The sequence below is a fragment of the Jannaschia sp. 2305UL9-9 genome (assembly GCF_041403465.1).
Classification (GTDB): domain Bacteria; phylum Pseudomonadota; class Alphaproteobacteria; order Rhodobacterales; family Rhodobacteraceae; genus Jannaschia.
Genome location: NZ_JBGEHM010000002.1, coordinates 328,044 through 345,382, shown reverse-complemented (window position 1 = coordinate 345,382; position 17,339 = coordinate 328,044). Strand labels below are relative to the sequence as shown.

The window sequence follows — 17,339 nt, the reverse complement described above, 5'->3', positions numbered from 1 at the left end:
AACGTCGCGCATGTTATTGCGTGACGCGCCCGTGTCGCCCAAGGTCGGCGCATGACCCATGCCTTGCCCTCTCTGATCGTCCTGCTGCTCTGCGCCAGCACCGCGCAGGCCGCGTGCTATGCCGACTACAAGGCCAAGCAGGATGACCCCCTGCGCCTGCACTATGGCGTGATGGAGGTTCCGGACGCGGCCTGTTCGGCCAGTGCCGCCGCAGCTGTGGTGGCGGACCGGTTGCGGGACGGCTGGCAATTGCTAAGTATCGAATCGGTCTTCGGTCCCGAAGGTCTGGATCAGAGGAGAGCCAGTGCCGGCCCCTATTTCCTCCGTTACTGAAACGCGTGCGGTGTCGGCACGAATCGTCGGCGTCGGCATAGGGGCGATCGTCGTCATCCTGCTGGCCGCGGCAATATTCCTGTTCGCGACCCTGCCCGATGCGAATGCCTTCAATGCGCGGGTGGAACGCCTGTTCGTCGAGCAGGATCTGACCACGCGCGCGGAAATTGGCCTGTTGGAGGTTCTTGCCCAGTCCGGAACGGCCTTCTCCGAGGTGTTGGGCAGCTATCGCATGATCATCTGGGTGCTGCTGGTCTTTGCCACCGCCCTCCTGATTGCCTGCGTGGTCCTGCTCGTGGCGATCGTGACGCTGAACCGTCGCATGGGCGAGATCGAGCGATCGGGCATTCAGGTGACATCCCTCGTGCTGGCCCGCGCCGAGAATGCCGTGATGCTGAACGACATCGAACTGAAGCTGACCGATGCGGCGATGGAAACATTGTCCGTTCTGGCCGAGGCGCGGCTGGACGGTGACATGCTGACCGGGGCCCAGATCGAGAGCGTGATCTCCGGCAAGTCCGAAGCCGACTGCGACGAGGCCGCGGGCGCAACCCGGATCAAGCGGTTGCGCGATGCGCTGGGCAACCAGATCGTCACGCATCTGCTGATCCGGAACATCACGCGACAGGGCTATGTCCTTGCGCTTGATCCCAAGGTCATACGAATGGTCTAAAATCTGTGCAGAGCGGGGCGCCAAGGCATCGCCTGCCCGCCAATCGGGATTGCCCTCTTTCCATGCGTGATCGGATCGGCAAGTCTGCGCCCCGTGGGGGACGGACCGATGATGATACGACTTTTCCTGACCGGGCTGTCCTGTGCCGTCCTGTTTCTGGCAATGCCCGTCGCGGCACAGGACGAGCGGACGTTCCGGATCGCAACGGCAGGCAATGCCGGCACCTATTTTCCGATCGGCGGCCTGATCGCCAACGCGATTTCGGCACCTCCGGGGTCGCGGGCCTGCGATGATGGCGGGGCCTGTGGCGTGCCCGGCCTGACGGCAACGGCAATTTCCACGAACGGGTCGGTCGCCAATGTCGAACTGATCGCCGCGGGGCAGATGGAAAGCGCCTTCGTGCAGTCGGACGTGGTGACATGGGCCTGGACGGGCAGCGGCATCTGGGCCCCACGGCCCCCGGTCGATGGCCTGCGGGCGATCGCGAACCTCTACCCCGAGTCGATGCACGTCGTCGCCAGCGCCGAGAGCGGTATCACATCGCTTGCCGATCTGTCCGGCAAGCGGGTCTCATTGGACGAACCCGGCTCCGGCACCCTGGTCGAGGCGGAAATCATCCTGCGCGCCGTCGGTGTCACCCCGGCGGACGTGCAGGCGCAATACCTTCCGACGACCGATGCGGCGAATGCGATGCGGGCGGGCCAGTTGGACGCGTTCTTCTTTGCCGGCGGCTTTCCGGCAAAGGCGGTGTCCGATCTGGCGAACGACATGGACATCGTGCTGATCCCCTTCGACGAGGATACGACCGAGATCATATTGGTCGACCACGAATTCCTGACCTACGACCTGATTCCCGCCGGGACATACCGGGGCATGACGGCCGATGTCTGGACGATCGGCGTCAATGCGCAGTGGGTCACGACGACGGATCAACCCGACGACCTGATCTACGATGTGACGCGCGCCCTGTGGAACAGCACGACGCGCCGCCTGCTGGACGGGGGGCACCAGAAGGGGGCCCTGGTCACGATGGAGACGGCGCTGGACGGGGTCGGCATTCCCCTGCATCCGGGGGCGCAGCGGTTCTACGAGGAAACCGGAATGCTGAACTAGCGCGGTCTCGGCGGTCTTGCCGGGCTCGGGTCCCGTGATGGTCAGACGCCGATCAGGCGGGCGGCGGTGTCCGGTGTCAGGTCCTGCATCGCACCGGACCAGACGCTGTGACCGCGTTCGAGGATGACGGCGCGATCCGCAATCGCCGAAAGTTCGGCAAGCGACTTGTCGATCACCAGAATGGCCGCCCCGGTATCGCGGATGGCGGCGATGGCGGCCCAGATCTCGGCCCGGACAAGCGGGGCCAGACCCTCGGTCGCTTCATCGAGGATCAGAAGCCGTGGGTTCGTCATCAAGGCGCGGCCGATGGCCAGCATCTGCTGTTCGCCCCCCGACAGGGTCACGGCCCGCTGCGCATGGCGTTCGGCAAGGCGGGGGAACAGGTTCGTCACCGTGGCAAGCGACCATGCGCCGGGACGCGCGGCCGCGATCAGGTTCTCGGTCACCGTCAGGCTGGCGAAACAGCGACGCCCCTCGGGGACGAGGCCGACACCGAGCCGGGCAATCCTGTGACTGGGCAGACGGGTCAGGTCGTGGCCGTCGAAGGTGATCGTTCCGCCCGCAGGCAGCATTCCGCAGATCGCCTTGACGGTGGTGGACTTGCCCATTCCGTTGCGTCCCATCAGGGCCAGAACCTGACCGGCCCCAATCGACAGGGTCACGTCGAACAGGGCCTGCGCGGCGCCATAGCGTGCCGAAACCTCGGACAGGGACAGCAGGCTCATGCGGGGTCACCCAGATAGGCCGCGCGCACGGCGGCACTGGCCCGGATTTCAGCAACGGTGCCCGTGGCGATGACGCGCCCGCCGACAAGAACGCTGATCCGGTCGGCCAGGGCAAAGACCGCGTCCATGTCATGTTCCACCAGCAGGATCGGGGCTTCGGCGCGTAGGATGTCCAGAAAACCAGTCATCCGTTTCGATCCGTCCCCGCCAAGACCGGCCATGGGTTCGTCCATGACGAAGGCGCGGGGCGACAGGGTCAGGGCTATGGCAACCTCCAGCAGGCGGCGTTGACCGTGGCTGAGGTCCGCCGTGCGGCTGCGCGCCTGATCCTGCAGGCCGACGCGGACCAGCGCGGCCTCGGCCCGGTCGCGCGCGGCCCCGTGGCGCAGGGCGGGGCGCAGGAACGACCACGCGCCGCCAGTGGCCCCGACGACACCCAGCAGCGCGTTCTGCAGGACGGTATCCTCCATCGCGAGGGCGGAAACCTGAAAGGTACGCGCAAGGCCCATGCCCGCCCGTTCGCGCACGGGCAGGGCGGTGACATCCCGGCCAAGGAAGGTCACGCGGCCCTCGTCCGGGGCAAGGGCCCCCGTGATCTGGGCAATCAGGGTGGATTTGCCCGCACCGTTCGGTCCGATGATGGCATGGATCTCGCCCGGCCTCAGGTCGAGTGACACGCCGTCCGTCGCGCGCAGCGCGCCAAAGGTTTTCGACAGGCCGTCGACGGCAAGAACGGGATCAGTCATGGACAGCCCCCCGCCCCGCCAGAAGCCCCATGATGCCCCCCCGCGCGAACAGCACGACGGCCAGCAACAGCGCCCCGAGGTAGATATGCCAGTAATCGGACAGCCCGCCGAGCACATGTTCCAGCAGGACAAAGACGCAGGCGCCGATCACGGGGCCGAACAGGCGCGCGGTGCCGCCGAGGATGATGAACACGATGATCTCACCCGACATCTGCCAGCTGAACATCACCGGGCTGACGAAGCGGTTGAGATCCGCGAAGAGCGCACCCGCGAGGCCGGTAATCACCCCGGACAGCACGAAGGCCACCAGTTTCAGCCGCTGGGGGTTCAGGCCAACCGTTTCCGCCCGCGCGGGCGACTGGCGCGCCGCGTTCAGGGCAAGGCCGAACGGGGATTTCGCCAAGGCGGCGTTCAATGCCAGCACCAGCAGCAGAACGCCGAGGCAGAGCCCGTAGAACTGTATCGGGACGAGCGTGTTCAGCCCCGGAAACCCGTTGCGCACGTAGATCGACAGCCCATCCTCCCCGCCATAGGCCGGCCAAGAAATGGCGAAGAAATAGAACATCTGCCCGAAGGCCAGCGTGATCATGATGAAATAGACGCCCGCGGTGCGCAGTGACAGCATCCCGATCAGAAGGGCGGCAAGGCCCGAGGCGACCATCGCGACCAGCCAGATCACCGGCATGGACTTCGTCCCCCCGGTCGTGAACAGCCCGAGGTCCAGCACGGTATAGGTCTGTGCATGGTGCGCGAGGATACCCATGGCATAGCCGCCGATCCCGAAGAAGGCCGCATGTCCAAGGCTGACCAGCCCGCCAAGACCGAGGGCGATATTCAGGCCGACGGCCGCCAGTGCAAAGATGACGGCGCGCGTGGCCAGTGTGATGGTGAACGGCTCTCCGGTCACGACCGCCCATGCGGGCACGGCAATCAGAAGGGCAAGGACGACTGCGTTGACGATGGATTCCCGGGTCATGCGGCACGGGGTCCGAACAGGCCCGTAGGGCGCCAGATCAGGACGGCCCCCATCAGGATGTAGATCGCCATCGATGCCACAGCCGAGCCGGAGGCGGTGGCGGCCGAAGGTGTCATGAACAGCTTGAATACCTCGGGCAGAAAGATGCCCCCCAGCGTGTCGGTCAACCCGACGAGGATTGCCCCGATCAGCGCGCCCTTGATGGATCCGATGCCGCCGATGACGATGACCACGAACGCAAGGATCAGGACAGGTTCGCCCATGCCGACCTGCACCGACTGAATGGCCCCGACCAATGCGCCGGCAAGACCGGCGAGGGCGGCACCAAGGGCGAAGACGAGGGTGTAGAGCTTGGAAATATCGACACCGAGGGCGGCGATCATCTCTCGGTCGTTTTCACCTGCGCGGATCTGAATGCCGATCCGGGTGCGCGTGATCAGCAGGCCAAGCCCCGCCGCGATGGCCAGCCCGACGCCGATCAACAGCAGGCGATAGCGTGGATAGTCGATCCCACCGGGCAAAGTCACCGGACCGGACGCCCAGTCGGGCGTGTCGAGGAACAGGGGAAACGACCCGAAGGCCCAGCGGGTGCCTTCCGAAAAGATCAGGATCAGGGCAAAGGTCGCCAGCACCTGATCGAGGTGGTCGGCCCGGTAGAGGCGGCGGATCACCAGCGTTTCGACCAGCACGCCGGCGATGGCCGCCGCTGCCATCGCAGCAGTCAGTGCCATCAGGAACGACCCCGTCGCGCCCGCAACAGCCGCCGCCGCGAACGCGCCCACCATGTAGAGCGACCCGTGCGCGAGGTTGATCAGGCCCATGACCCCGAAGATCAGGGTCAGGCCCGCCGCCATCAGGAACAGCATGACGCCGAATTGCAGGCCGTTGAGGACCTGTTCGATGATCAGGATAGAGGTCATGGATCAGGTGCGTCGGGCGGGGTGACCCCCGCCCGCAGGCCTCACAGGCCGCATTCGGCGGCGTAGACATCCCCATGATCTTCGAGCGCGACGCCGATGACCTTGTTGGTGAAGATGCCGTCCTCGACGATCACCTCGCGGGCATAGATGTCCTGGATCGGATGCTGGTTCGATCCGAAGGCGAAATCTCCCCGCGTGCTGTCGAAATCAGCCGCGCGCAGCGCTTCGCGGAACGCCTCCGCGTCGGAGGGGCTTGCGACTTCGAGGGCCGAAATCAGCAGGTTTGCCGTGTCGAATCCCTGCGACGCGTAGAGCGACGGCAGGCGGCCGTACTCGGCCTGAAAGGTCTCGACAAAGGCCGCGTTGGCCGGATTGTCGAGGTCCTTGGACCATTGCGAGGTGTTCACCACGCCAACCGCAGCGTCGCCGACGGCCTGAAGGATGCCCTGATCGAAGCTGAACGCCGGGCCGATCACGGGGATGTCCACGCCCGAGTCGGCGTATTGCTTGAGGAAGCTGATCCCCATGCCGCCGGGCAGGAAGAAGAACACGGAGTCCGCGCCGCTGGCCCGGATCTGCGCGATCTCGGCGGCGTAATCGGTCTGACCCAGGTCGGTGAACAGTTCACCCGCAAGGTCGCCTTCGAACATGCGCTTGTATCCCGTCAACGCGTCCTGCCCCGCCGGATAGTTCGGGGCGAGGATGAAGCTGTTGTCATAGCCCGCGGTATTGGCATAGGCGCCCGCCGCCTCGTGCAGGTTGTCGTTCTGCCATGCGACGTTGAAGTAATTCTCGTGGCACCCGCGCCCGGCAAGCGCCGAGGGGCCCGCATTGGGCGACAGGTAGATCTTGCCCTGCGCCACCGCCGAGGGGATCACCGCCATCGCGAGGTTGGAGAAGATGATTCCGGTCATCACGTCGACCTGCTCGGACTGGATCATCTTGTCGGACAGTTGCACGGCCACGTCGGGCTTGCGCTGGTCATCCTCGATCACGACCTCGATGTCGTCGCGGCCCGACTGGGCGATGGCCAGCATGAAGCCGTCGCGCACGTCGATGCCGAGGCCCGCGCCGCCGCCGGACAGGGTGGTGATCATGCCGACCTTGACGCCGCCGTGGCCATCGGCGCCCGCGATGCCGCCGATCGCGGCCAGCGCGGTGCCAAGGATCATGGATTTCAGGTTCATGGTTGTCTCCCGTCGTGTGTCTGTGTCGGTCTTGTGGGGCGGTCGCTAGAATGCCCTGAAGGTCAGGGTGGTCAGCGTCCGCTCGATCCCGTCGATGTCCAGCAGGTTGTCGTTGATGAACTTGCCGACGTCTTCGCCATCCGGAATGTACATCTTGACGATCAGGTCATACTCGCCCGACGTCGAATACAGCTCTGAATGGATTTCACGCAGGGCAATCGCGTCCGCCACCTGGTAGGCGGTCGCAGGGCGGCAGCGGATCTGGATGAAGACGCAGTTCATGGTGTGCCCCTTTGCTGGCGTTCGGCCCGAGTTGACCAGAAACAACCCTGCCCTGCCAGTGGCGGCAAGCCTTAATCGTCATCCCGGTGGGGGCTGGACCTTCGTGGCCACTCGCATGCCCGTTGACCGGGGCAAACGAGTAGATCTTGGCAGGTATCGGCAGTGGCGGGCGTTGCGGGGACCGCCCCCGGCGCATCCGGCCCGCACACGAAAAAGGGCGCCCCCCTTGCGGAAGGCGCCCATCGGTCGGCGGATCAGAAAGCGATCACTTCAGGTCGAAGCGGTCCAGTTCCATCACCTTGGTCCAGGCGGCGACGAAATCGGTCACGAACTTCGCCCCCGAGTCGGCCTGGGCATAGACCTCGGCCAGCGCACGAAGCTGACTGTTGGAGCCAAAGACCAGATCGACACGCGTTCCGGTCCAGACCTTTTCGCCCGTCTTGCGGTCGACGCCTTCGAACAGCTGGGCGTCCTCGGACACCGGGCGCCATTCCGTGTTCATCGACAACAGGTTCACGAAGAAGTCGTTGGTCAGCTGGCCCGGACGATCGGTCAGGACACCATGCGTCGTCCCGCCCGAATTCGCACCCAGCGCGCGCATCCCGCCGACGAGCACCGTCATTTCGGGCGCGGTCAGGGTCAGCAGCTGCGCACGGTCCACCAGCAGTTCCTCGGCCGAGACCTTGAATTCCGCAGCCTGATAGTTGCGGAAACCATCCGCGCGCGGCTCCAGCGGCTCGAAGCTGGCGGCATCCGTCATCTCGTCCGTGGCGTCCGTCCGACCCGGCGTGAAAGGCACCGTGATGTCGTGACCGGCATCATGCGCGGCCTTTTCGACGGCGGCACAGCCGGCCAGCACGATCAGGTCGGCGATCGAGACGGGCTTGGCGTAGTCGGCCTTGATGCCTTCCAGAACCTCCAGCACGCGCGCGAGGGTGACAGGCTGGTTCGCCTCCCAGTCCTTTTGCGGCGCAAGGCGGACGCGGGCACCATTGGCCCCGCCGCGCTTGTCCGACCCGCGGAACGATGCGGCGGACGCCCAGGCAACGGCAACCAGGTCGCTTACCGACACACCCGAGGCAAGGATGGTCTCCTTCAGCTCGGCCACGTCGGCATCGCCGATCAGCGGGTGATCGACTTCGGGCACGGGATCCTGCCAGATCAGGGTTTCCTCGGGAACCTCCGGGCCGAGGTACAGAACCTTGGGGCCCATGTCGCGGTGCGTCAGCTTGAACCATGCACGCGCATAGGCGTCCGCGAACTCATCGGGATTGTCGAGGAAGTTCTGGCTGATCCGGGCGTACTCCGGATCCATCTTCAGCGCCATGTCGGCGGTGGTCATCATCGGCTGATGGGTGCGCGACGGATCGTGCGCATCCACGACCGTGCCCGCCATGGCGTCACCGACCGGCTTCCACTGGTGCGCACCAGCGGGCGAAGTCGTCAGTTCCCACTCGTTGCCCAGCAGCGTCTCGAGATAGCCCATGTCCCACTTGGTCGGGTTCGGCTTCCACGCGCCTTCGATGCCGGAGGTGGTCGTGTGCACGCCCACGCCGGTCTCGAACCCGTTCTTCCAGCCGAGGCCCATCGCCTCCATCGGGGATGCCTCGGGCTCCGGGCCCATCAGGGCGGCGTCGCCCGCACCATGCGCCTTGCCGAAGGTGTGACCACCGGCGACCAGTGCGACCGTCTCGTAGTCGTTCATCGCCATGCGGCCGAAGGTGTCGCGGATGTCATAGGCCGAGGCCAGCGGATCGGGGGTGCCGTTCGGACCCTCCGGGTTCACGTAGATCAGGCCCATCTGCACGGCGGCCAGCGGGTTTTCCATGAAGCGGCCCTTGCCGTCCTCGCCCTTGTCGTAGCGCTCGTCCTTGGTGCCGAGCCACTCGTCCTCCATGCCCCAGTAGATGTCCTCCTCCGGCTCCCAGATGTCGGCACGGCCGCCGCCGAAACCGAAGGTCTTGAAGCCCATGGTCTCCATCGCGACGTTGCCCGTCAGGATCATCAGGTCGGCCCAGGACAGCTGGTTGCCGTATTTCTGCTTGATCGGCCACAGCAGGCGCCGCGCCTTGTCGAGGTTGCCGTTGTCAGGCCAGGAGTTCAGGGGCGCGAACCGCTGGTTGCCGGTGGTCGATCCACCACGGCCGTCCGCGGTCCGGTAGGTGCCGGCGGAGTGCCAGGCCATGCGCACGAAGAACGGGCCATAGTGACCGTAGTCGGCGGGCCACCAATCCTGGCTGTCGGTCATCAGTTCGGCGAGGTCGGCCTTGACCGCTGCCAGGTCGAGTTTCTTGAACTCTTCGGCATAGTTGAAGTCGGGGCCCAGCGGGTTCAGCGTGTCGGGGTTCTGGTGCAGCATCTTGAGGCTGAGCTGGTTCGGCCACCAGTCGCGGTTGCTGCGCACCCGGTTGGATGAATTGAGGGTGACGCCGTGGATGACCGGGCATTTGCCCGCGCTGCTGTCGGTTCCGTCCATGATACTCTCCCGTATTGCGTGGCTGTGTCGAGGATGATGCAAGGTGATGGCGACCGTGTATCAGGTCCTGTCGATTGGTTTAAGTTGCATTTAGATATACTTTCGATAATTTGAAATTATGAACAATCTCACCCTCAAGCAGATGCGCTACTTCGAGGCGCTTGCGCGGCACGGCCATTTCGGACGGGCCGCCGAAGCTTCGGCGATTTCTCAACCGGCCCTGTCCGTTCAGATCCGCGAGATGGAGGCGGGCCTTGGCACCAAGCTGTTCGAGCGTGGCCCTCGGCATGTCCGGCTGACCGGCTTCGGAGAAGAGGTCCGCATCCGGATCCGCGACATCCTGCGCGCAGTCGACGAACTGGGTGATCTGGCACGGGGGTCGGGGGGCGGTTTGTCGGGGCGGCTGCGCCTCGGGGTCATCCCCACCGTCGCGCCCTATCTTCTGCCGCGCCTCGTGTCCGCGCTGGCCGGGGCGTATCCGGGTCTGGACCTCGATATCCGCGAGACGGTCACGCCCCGCCTGCTGGAGGAACTGGCCGATGGGCGCCTCGATACGGCGATCGTCGCCCTGCCGGTGTCGGAGCCGACGGTAACCGAGGTGACGCTGTTCGACGAATCCTTCGTCCTCGTCCGTCCGGAGTCCGAGGCCGATGCGCCGATGCCCGATCCCGATCAACTTGCCACGATGCGCCTGTTGCTGCTGGAGGAAGGGCATTGCTTCCGCGATCAGGCGCTGTCGTTCTGTTCCATGGGCGACAGCGGGTCCGTGGCCCGGACACGCCACGGATTGGATGGCTCTGCCTTGTCGACCCTCGTTCAGATGGTGGGCGCCGGTCTGGGCGTGACGCTAATCCCGGACATGGCCGTCTCGGTCGAGACGCGGTCCGCGCCGGTCGCCGTATGCCGGTTCCCCGATCCACAACCATCCCGGCGGGTCGGCATGATCTGGCGCAATTCCACACCGCTCGCGCCCCAGTTGCAGGAGATGGCGGATGTAATCCGGCGCGATGTGGGGGGGCGTCTTGCGACCGGGGCCGCCGCCTGACGGCCCGTCGGGGCCTTTCGTGGTTAACGGGCGGGCGCGATACTGCGCAGGGTCGCTGGTGCGCGGATCAGTTTCCGGGCGATTGCGGGCTTGCGGTTCCTCGGCCCTGATGGATGATTGTGCGTGTGCCCTGACACTGGTTCAGACTGGTCCCGATGGCACGAAACCGTTTTTCCACAGCCCGCGTTGCCGGTCCGGCGCGCCGAGAGAGGTGTTTCGATGACCGCTGTGCCGTGCTCCTTTCCGGCCTCTGCAAGGAGTGGCCCATGACCCGGCCCGGATTGACCGAATTCCTGCGTCAGAACTGGCCTGTCGTGGCGGTGCTGGTGCTGTCCCTCGTGGTAACGGTCTGGTTCAGCGCGCGGTTCATCCTAGACGTGATCTATTTCAACGACCCGGCGCACCGCGATGTGGCGCTGCAGGGGTGGATGACGCCGCGCTACATCACGCTGTCCTACGATCTGCCGCGCGGGGTCGTGTTGCAGGTTCTCGGCATGGACGAAGGCAGCGACAAGGGCCGCCATCTTGCGGATATCGCCGCCGAAAAGGGTGTTTCGCTGGAGGAACTGACCCGCCGTGTGCGGCAGGCGGCCGACGCCCACCGTGCGGGCGGTCGATGACCGAGGCGATCCTTGCCGCCGTGCCGCACTACGGCATCTTCCTCGTGTTTGCGGTGGTCTTTCTTGCCTGTCTGGCCGTACCGCTGCCATCGTCCCTTCTGGTCCTGACGGCGGGCAGCTTCGCCGCCTCCGGCGACCTTGCCTTGATACAGGTTCTGGCCGTGGCTTTCGGCGCCTTCGTTCTGGGCGATCAGGTGGCCTATCAACTGGGCCGCTGGGTCGGGGGCGATCTGCTGGCGCGGATGCGCCGCGTCCGCCGCATGGCCCCGTTGGTAGAGCGGAGTGAACGTCTGCTGCATCGGCGCGGGGCGATCGCGGTTCTGCTCAGCCATACGATCTTCAGCCCGACCTGCCCCTATGTCAGCTATCTGTGCGGGGCAGGGGGCCTTGCGCGGTTGACCTTTACCCTGTTCGGAACCATCGGCGCGGCGATTTGGGCGGTGGCCTATGTCGCGCTGGGGCATGTCTTTGCGGCGCAATTGGCGCAGGTCGCCACCATCGTCAGCAACGGTCTGGGCGTCATTCTTGCCATCTCGGTCGCTCTGGTCTGCGTCTGGTGGCTGCGCAGCCGGTGGCGGCACCGCAGCGCACCGCCCCTGTCATAGACGGGCCCCCGCCCATCACGGACAAGAGGCCCGAACTTCAAACGTGACCCGCCCGGGCAGAGCTAGATCGCAAGACGAAAGCGGCATCTGACGTCCAGCAGCTCCAATTCCGCTTCGGCAAGATCGAGACCGACCAGTTCCGTCAGCAGGTCATCTACCGGGTCCCCCAGCAGCGCGACGCTGCGGTCGAGGTTCGAGAATGTCCGGCCGAGCAGATCCCCCACCAGGCCGGGCAGGATTTCGGATGACGCGCCCAGGATCAGGTTTCGAATGTCTTCGCGCAGGGATGCGGTAAGGCCCGAGGTCGTGGGGCCGAATGTCTTGCCCTGCCTGTCCCTGAGGTCGGCATGGCTGAACGTCATGGTTCGGGTCACACGATCATAGCGAAAGCCATGTTCGTCCATGTCGTCCGATACGGCCCACAGCGTCATTCCAAGTGCCCGAGCTTCGACAGTCACCTGCAGAAGGTCGGCCTGAACGGGGGAAAACACCGCAACCGTCTGATCACGGTCCGTGCTGCAGGGGGCGCCTTGATCGGACAGGCGGGCCGACGCATTAGCGACATCGATCGTCAGATCGACTTCGACCAGACCCGCCAGTTCGACGCCATTCACATGGAGCCGAATTTGCGACGTGCGCGCGATTGCATCAGGATCGCCGGGCACGGCGCCCAGGACGATCTGCCTCGGATCGGAGACCTGCAGCAGGATCTCGGCCCCTGCCAGAGGCCCGAGATCCAGATCGACTTTCAGATCCACCACGCGCTTTGCAAGGAGTTCAGCCGATCCCAGAACGATATCCGCAACATTCAGGTCGACGTCCTGCACAGGCGATCCGATCGTCGTCTGTCGCAGGCCTTCGTCCAGATAGATCAGATCACCAAGGCGGATCGCCTCGTCCAGAAAGGGCGCAACCCGTCCCATGGCCGTTCCGATGATCGTTCCGGCGTCGATCTGCGCATCCAGCACGTCACCGTAGGTTGTCGATCCGGGTTGAAGAATATTCGCATTCACGGCGACGACATCCAGAAATGCCAACCCCTTCAGGCGCAGGCCATGCCCGGAACACAGGACATCCAGCCCGCCACCGAGGATGGGGCGCAACATGTCGCGGAACAGATCCAGGCTGAGCAGACAGTTGGACAGGGCAAAACTGACGCGCGGTTCCAGCACGGCCGTTGCCCGGCGTGCGATCGTCAGCTTTTCCTGATCGACGAACGCATCGAGGACGAAGAATTGCGGACGCGAAGTCGCCGTGACCTGTACGGCGTTCATCGCGTTCAGATGCCCCTGGTTGTCACCGGGTGAAAATCGATGGTCAGCATCCAGCTGACCAAAGACGATCCGGTCATCGGACAGCGGTATTTGGGCGAAGGGCCATGTTCCCTGAATGGCGTGGGTTGCACTTGCGGCCGCGCGAGAGGCTTCGGCAGTGTCAAATCGACGGATTGCCGTCAGGGCGGCATGATCCGCCCGGGATTGGACATGACGTTTTTGGGCATTCAGGCTGGTCAGATCAATTGCGACCCCGAGGGCGATTATGAACGCGGGCAGCATGATCGCGGTAAAGACGCTGAGCCCACCGCCTTCGTCGGACGCCCATTTTCGAAAGACCGCTGCTGGATCCGGCCCAATCACAGCAGCATCTCCGCGGACCCGGCCAAGCTGGAGATGGAGAATCCGGCCAATGCGCCAAGACGGTGCGGCAAGGTGCCGGACATGTCGTAACGGACCGCAACCGCGAAGGATTCGACACCAGTTCCCGACTGGCAGGTGATATCGATCACGCGCGATTGGGAAAGAAGGTGCAGTTCATTGATGAGATGGGGAAGGATATCTGCCTTCAGGGAATTGCAGACCGCGTCTTCCGCGAAGTTCCGGTCCACGTAGGTAAGGGACAGCCGCGTCATGTCGGACGCAAGTTGCTGCACATCGCTCAATGTCGAAAAATAAAGACATGTCGCTGCAATCAATACGCATGTCAGAAGAAACACTGGCAGGAGTATCACGAATTCGACCGTGATATTGCCGCTTTCGTTGGTGGTGAAGGTCTTGATCCGTGTCGGTATGTTCTTTCCGGTAATCATTTATTTCGCTCCAAAGTAATCTTCGATACCTTCCTGTCGCGGTGCATTTGATGATAAAGTGAAAGAAGGCATTTTGCCGACGGAATGCGGGCATATTGCGGAAGGCGTCTGTTTCGGAATGGGGCGCAGATCACCGGTTTCGGCCATCTTTTGATATCGATTTCCGGCACGGCGGCCTTAATCGCCGCCCATGCGGGCGCCTGCCTGCTGCGCCGGTCACGCGCTGTCGCAACGGGTTTCCCGGAAACGCATGGTCCCGAAGAAAACAGCAGCATCGGGGCCCGACCGATCCTGCCCTGACAGTCGGACATGTGGTCCGGGCCATTGTCGAACGTCGCTACAAGGGGGAGAGCTCCGGCAGTTGCGCTTCATCCTGCGAAGACGCCAAGGCCCCGCGCGCGCAACCGTTGATCATCACGCAAGCGAAACCCGAAGCGCGCGACCGAGTCGCTGGGCGGCGTCTATGGCCGCATCGCCGTGCAGTGGCCAAGCCTGGGTCAGGCCCTCGATGATCACCAGCAGGTCGGTCTCGGCCGCGGCAAGGCCGGTTGCCGCAGAGGCTTTGGTCGCGACCTCTGCCTTGTGGCGTTCAAGAAGCCGGTGCAAGGGATCGCTGCCGGGATCGGCCGCCACGGCGGCGTGAAACAGACAGCCGTGCGACGTCTCGGTCGCCATCCAGATGCCAACCCGCGCAAGGATGGTGTCGGTCGCCTCCTCGGCGTCATCAGGCAGGCCGTCGAAGACATGCGACAGATAGCGCTGATGCCGGTTCTCCAGCGCCGCCAGAACCATGTCGGCACGAGAGGGGGCGTATTTGTACAGCGTGCGCAGGCTGACGCCTGCGGCGTCCCTCAGGTCCTCGACCGAGGGTTCGGCGAAACCGCGGGCGGCGAAGGCACGTTCCAGCCCGGCGGAGATCTTGCTCATCATGTCTGCCATAGTTGACGATGTAGAGTGACCCCTCTACCCGTACAAGTAGAGCGAGCATTCTACACGGGAGCCTTCTTCGATGATCTTGCCTGAAATGATGAAAGCCATCGTCCTGACCGGGCACGGGGGGCTCGACAAGCTGGAATGGCGCGAGGATGTGCCGCTCCCCCGGCCGGCCGCCGGCGAGGTCGTGATCCGCGTCGGGGCCTCTTCGGTGAACAACACGGACGTAAACACCCGCACCGGCTGGTATTCCAAATCCGTGCGCGGCGACACCAACGCGGCGGCGGCCGAAGGGTATGGCGGCACCTCGGATGCCGATGGCGCATGGTCCGGGGCGCTGTCCTTCCCGCGCATTCAGGGTGCCGATTGCTGTGGCAGGATCGTCGCGGTCGGTGAGGGGGTGCACCCTGTTCGCATCGGCGAACGGGTTCTGGTGCGTCCCATGTATCGTCCTGGTGGGGCAGCGGAAGATACCCTCGTGACCTTCGGCTCCGAGCGGGATGGTGCCTTTGCAGAATACACGATCATCGAATCCGATCATGCCCTGAAGATCGACAGCGCGCTTTCGGATATCGACCTCGCGTCCTTTCCATGCGCGTTCTCGACCGCCGAGGGTATGATTCAGCGTGCCATGTTGGGCGCGGAGCGGGTGCTGATCACCGGTGCTTCGGGCGGCGTCGGGTCTGCTGCCGTGCAGCTTGCCAAACGTCGTGGTGCGCATGTCACCGCGGTCACCAGCCCCGCGAAGGCGGAGGCGCTGCGGGCGCTTGGGGTCGATGTTGCGATCGATCGCGACGAACCGGTCCCCGAGGATGCCTTTGACGTCGTGCTCGACCTCGTCGGCGGGCCGCGTTGGCCCGTGCTGCTGGATGCACTGGTGCCGAAGGGCCGCTACGTGACCTCGGGCGCAATCGCCGGGCCGATCGTGGAGCTGGACCTGCGCACCCTGTACCTTAAGGACCTGACACTGGTCGGAAGCACACGACAGGATCCGCAGGTCTTCGCCGACCTCGTGGGCTACATCGAAGCGGGTGAGATCCGTCCGGTCGTCGCCGAATGCTATCCGCTACACGAATTGCGCGCCGCTCAGGAAGCGTTTCTCGAAAAGTCTCATGTCGGCAAGATCGGGATCGCGATTCCCGACTGATGTCACCCGTAACCGCCCTTCCACGGCGGACCGGGGTCGACACCGTGGAAGGGACAGGACGAGCGGGCAGACATTTCTGGTGACCCCGGCAGGATTCGAACCTGCAACCTGCCCCTTAGGAGGGGGCTGCTCTATCCAGTTGAGCCACGGAGCCAGCCGGCGAAGTATATCGCGTGGTTCGCATGTGAACCAGCGGCAAAGTACCGTCCGATGCGGTCGTCTCCGCCGGGCGCGGCTGATGCGACTTGCCGGGGAGGCACGGTCTTGCAGGGGGCGGGGTTTCTTGGGTGCCGGTGCGGGGGTGAGCGTCCTATCGCCTCATCAGTCAATCTGGGGTGACGGGGCGGGCGACATCTTGCGTTCCCGGGGATATATGCGAACCTTCAAACCTGCTGATCATCGGATTATCATGCGCGACAAGAACAACCGCCCCCTGACCCTGCGTGACGTCTCCGAAGCATCGGGGGTCAGTGAGATGACCGTCAGCCGGGTTCTGCGCAACCGTGGCGACGTCAGCGCCCGAACGCGGGAACGCGTTCTCGAGGCGGCGCGGATGCTGGGCTATGTTCCCAACAAGATCGCGGGGGCCCTTGCCTCCAACCGCGTCAACCTTGTCGCGGTGATCGTGCCCAGCCTGTCGAACCTCGTGTTTCCGGAAATGCTGGCCGGTGTGTCCGAGGTTCTGGACGCCACCGATCTGCAACCTGTCGTTGGGGCCACGAACTACGACCCCGAGAAGGAAGAAAAGACCCTTTTCGAAATGCTGTCGTGGCGGCCGTCCGGCGTGATCATCGCCGGGCTGGAGCATACCGATGCCAGCCGTGCGATGCTGGCCAATTGCGGCGTTCCGGTTATCGAGGTCATGGATGTCGACGGAGAGCCCGTCGATGCCGCCGTCGGGATCAGCCACTGGCGCGCCGGGTATCAGGTCGGCACGGAAATCGCGGCACGCGGGTACCGCCGTGTCGGCGTTCTGGGCACCAAGATGGATGGCGACCATCGTGCGCGCAAACGCATCGAGGGGTTGGAGCGCGCCTTGTCCGAGGCGGGCATACCGATCGTCGAGCAGATGGCCTATTCCGGCTGGTCCGGGTTCGCCAAGGGGCGCGAGATGACGACCGACATGCTGGCCCGTGTCCCCGACGTCGACTTCCTGTTCTATACGAATGACCTGACCGGGGCAGGGGGCCTCCTCTATTGCCTGGAGCAGGGGCTGGACGTCGGGGGCGGGTTGGGTCTTGCCGGGTTCAATGCCTTCAGCCTGCTTGATGGTCTGCCGCGCAGTCTGGCCACGGTCGACAGCCGTCGACGCGAGGCGGGGCAGATGGCAGCACGGATCATTACCGGTGAACTGATGTTCGATGGGGACGACCGGCGCATCGAACTGGCCCCGACGTTCCTGCCGGGGGACACGATGCGCCCGCGACCGCAGGGCGCCGACGGTTAGGACAGCCCCCGACGGGCGGGCCGCT

The 17,339-nt window shown here is 64.6% G+C and carries 18 protein-coding genes and 1 tRNA gene; 8 read left to right on the top strand and 11 right to left on the bottom strand.

Going from position 1 to position 17,339, the window contains the following annotated elements:
• The first annotated feature begins 51 nt into the window (after window positions 1-51).
• The 3 genes from V6N07_RS09520 to V6N07_RS09510 all read left to right on the top strand — a co-directional run bounded on the left by V6N07_RS09520 (window position 52) and on the right by V6N07_RS09510 (window position 2,119).
• Window positions 52-333, top strand: coding sequence for a hypothetical protein (locus V6N07_RS09520; RefSeq protein WP_371155920.1), 282 nt, complete (start codon window positions 52-54; stop codon window positions 331-333).
• A complete protein-coding gene (locus V6N07_RS09515) occupies window positions 305-1,006 on the top strand; it encodes a transcriptional regulator (protein WP_371155918.1) in 702 nt (233 codons plus the stop codon). Before V6N07_RS09520 ends, V6N07_RS09515 begins: the two co-directional genes overlap by 29 nt.
• 108 nt (window positions 1,007-1,114) lie before the next feature.
• Window positions 1,115-2,119 carry a TAXI family TRAP transporter solute-binding subunit gene (locus V6N07_RS09510; protein WP_371155917.1) on the top strand — a complete coding sequence of 335 codons (1,005 nt, stop codon included), beginning with the start codon at window positions 1,115-1,117 and terminating at the stop codon, window positions 2,117-2,119.
• 41 nt (window positions 2,120-2,160) lie between these two features.
• Here V6N07_RS09510 and V6N07_RS09505 read toward each other — a convergent pair whose 3' ends face one another.
• The 7 genes from V6N07_RS09505 to katG form a co-directional block, all read right to left on the bottom strand.
• On the bottom strand, window positions 2,161-2,844 hold the full coding sequence (locus V6N07_RS09505) for an ABC transporter ATP-binding protein (protein WP_371155915.1): 684 nt from the start codon (window positions 2,842-2,844) through the stop codon (window positions 2,161-2,163).
• Window positions 2,841-3,590 (bottom strand): ABC transporter ATP-binding protein, encoded by a 750-nt coding sequence (locus tag V6N07_RS09500; RefSeq protein ID WP_371155913.1) that lies wholly within the window; start codon window positions 3,588-3,590, stop codon window positions 2,841-2,843. Before V6N07_RS09500 ends, V6N07_RS09505 begins: the two co-directional genes overlap by 4 nt.
• On the bottom strand, window positions 3,583-4,566 hold the full coding sequence (locus tag V6N07_RS09495) for a branched-chain amino acid ABC transporter permease (RefSeq protein WP_371155911.1): 984 nt from the start codon (window positions 4,564-4,566) through the stop codon (window positions 3,583-3,585). Before V6N07_RS09495 ends, V6N07_RS09500 begins: the two co-directional genes overlap by 8 nt.
• A complete protein-coding gene (locus V6N07_RS09490) occupies window positions 4,563-5,486 on the bottom strand; it encodes a branched-chain amino acid ABC transporter permease (RefSeq protein WP_371155909.1) in 924 nt (307 codons plus the stop codon). Before V6N07_RS09490 ends, V6N07_RS09495 begins: the two co-directional genes overlap by 4 nt.
• 41 nt (window positions 5,487-5,527) lie before the next feature.
• On the bottom strand, window positions 5,528-6,673 hold the full coding sequence (locus V6N07_RS09485) for an ABC transporter substrate-binding protein (RefSeq protein ID WP_371155908.1): 1,146 nt from the start codon (window positions 6,671-6,673) through the stop codon (window positions 5,528-5,530).
• Window positions 6,674-6,718: 45 nt separating this feature from the next.
• Window positions 6,719-6,955: an Lrp/AsnC family transcriptional regulator gene (locus V6N07_RS09480; protein WP_371155906.1), complete on the bottom strand. Its 237-nt coding sequence runs from the start codon at window positions 6,953-6,955 to the stop codon at window positions 6,719-6,721.
• A 265-nt stretch (window positions 6,956-7,220) separates the two neighbouring features.
• Window positions 7,221-9,431, bottom strand: coding sequence for a catalase/peroxidase HPI (gene katG, locus V6N07_RS09475; protein ID WP_371155904.1), 2,211 nt, complete (start codon window positions 9,429-9,431; stop codon window positions 7,221-7,223).
• A gap of 118 nt (window positions 9,432-9,549) precedes the next feature.
• Here katG and V6N07_RS09470 point away from each other — a divergent pair, with 118 nt between their 5' ends.
• The 3 genes from V6N07_RS09470 to V6N07_RS09460 all read left to right on the top strand — a co-directional run bounded on the left by V6N07_RS09470 (window position 9,550) and on the right by V6N07_RS09460 (window position 11,701).
• Window positions 9,550-10,476, top strand: coding sequence for a hydrogen peroxide-inducible genes activator (locus tag V6N07_RS09470; RefSeq protein ID WP_371155903.1), 927 nt, complete (start codon window positions 9,550-9,552; stop codon window positions 10,474-10,476).
• Between the two features lie 266 nt (window positions 10,477-10,742).
• Entirely contained in the window at window positions 10,743-11,096 is a 354-nt protein-coding gene (locus tag V6N07_RS09465) for a hypothetical protein (protein WP_371155901.1), read from the top strand.
• Window positions 11,093-11,701, top strand: a complete 609-nt coding sequence (locus V6N07_RS09460) for a DedA family protein (protein WP_371155899.1) — start codon at window positions 11,093-11,095, stop codon at window positions 11,699-11,701. The genes V6N07_RS09465 and V6N07_RS09460 overlap by 4 nt, the downstream gene beginning before the upstream one ends.
• A gap of 62 nt (window positions 11,702-11,763) precedes the next feature.
• Here the strand turns inward: V6N07_RS09460 and V6N07_RS09455 are convergent, their stop codons facing one another.
• The 3 genes from V6N07_RS09455 to V6N07_RS09445 all read right to left on the bottom strand — a co-directional run bounded on the left by V6N07_RS09455 (window position 11,764) and on the right by V6N07_RS09445 (window position 14,717).
• Window positions 11,764-13,338 (bottom strand): pilus assembly protein TadG-related protein, encoded by a 1,575-nt coding sequence (locus V6N07_RS09455; RefSeq protein WP_371155897.1) that lies wholly within the window; start codon window positions 13,336-13,338, stop codon window positions 11,764-11,766.
• The gene (locus V6N07_RS09450) at window positions 13,335-13,787 is read right to left on the bottom strand and encodes a TadE/TadG family type IV pilus assembly protein (protein ID WP_371155895.1); all 453 of its coding nucleotides are present in this window, start codon (window positions 13,785-13,787) and stop codon (window positions 13,335-13,337) included. The genes V6N07_RS09455 and V6N07_RS09450 overlap by 4 nt, the downstream gene beginning before the upstream one ends.
• A gap of 414 nt (window positions 13,788-14,201) precedes the next feature.
• Window positions 14,202-14,717, bottom strand: a complete 516-nt coding sequence (locus tag V6N07_RS09445; RefSeq protein ID WP_371155893.1) for a TetR/AcrR family transcriptional regulator — start codon at window positions 14,715-14,717, stop codon at window positions 14,202-14,204.
• Window positions 14,718-14,796: 79 nt separating this feature from the next.
• On the opposite strand from V6N07_RS09445, the gene V6N07_RS09440 reads away from it, so the two are divergent.
• On the top strand, window positions 14,797-15,867 hold the full coding sequence (locus V6N07_RS09440; protein WP_371155892.1) for an alcohol dehydrogenase family protein: 1,071 nt from the start codon (window positions 14,797-14,799) through the stop codon (window positions 15,865-15,867).
• A gap of 77 nt (window positions 15,868-15,944) precedes the next feature.
• Here V6N07_RS09440 and V6N07_RS09435 read toward each other — a convergent pair.
• A tRNA-Arg gene (locus V6N07_RS09435) sits at window positions 15,945-16,021 on the bottom strand.
• Between the two features lie 255 nt (window positions 16,022-16,276).
• Between V6N07_RS09435 and V6N07_RS09430 the strand changes: the two genes are divergently transcribed.
• Window positions 16,277-17,314: a LacI family DNA-binding transcriptional regulator gene (locus tag V6N07_RS09430; RefSeq protein WP_371155890.1), complete on the top strand. Its 1,038-nt coding sequence runs from the start codon at window positions 16,277-16,279 to the stop codon at window positions 17,312-17,314.
• Window positions 17,315-17,339: the final 25 nt, after the last annotated feature.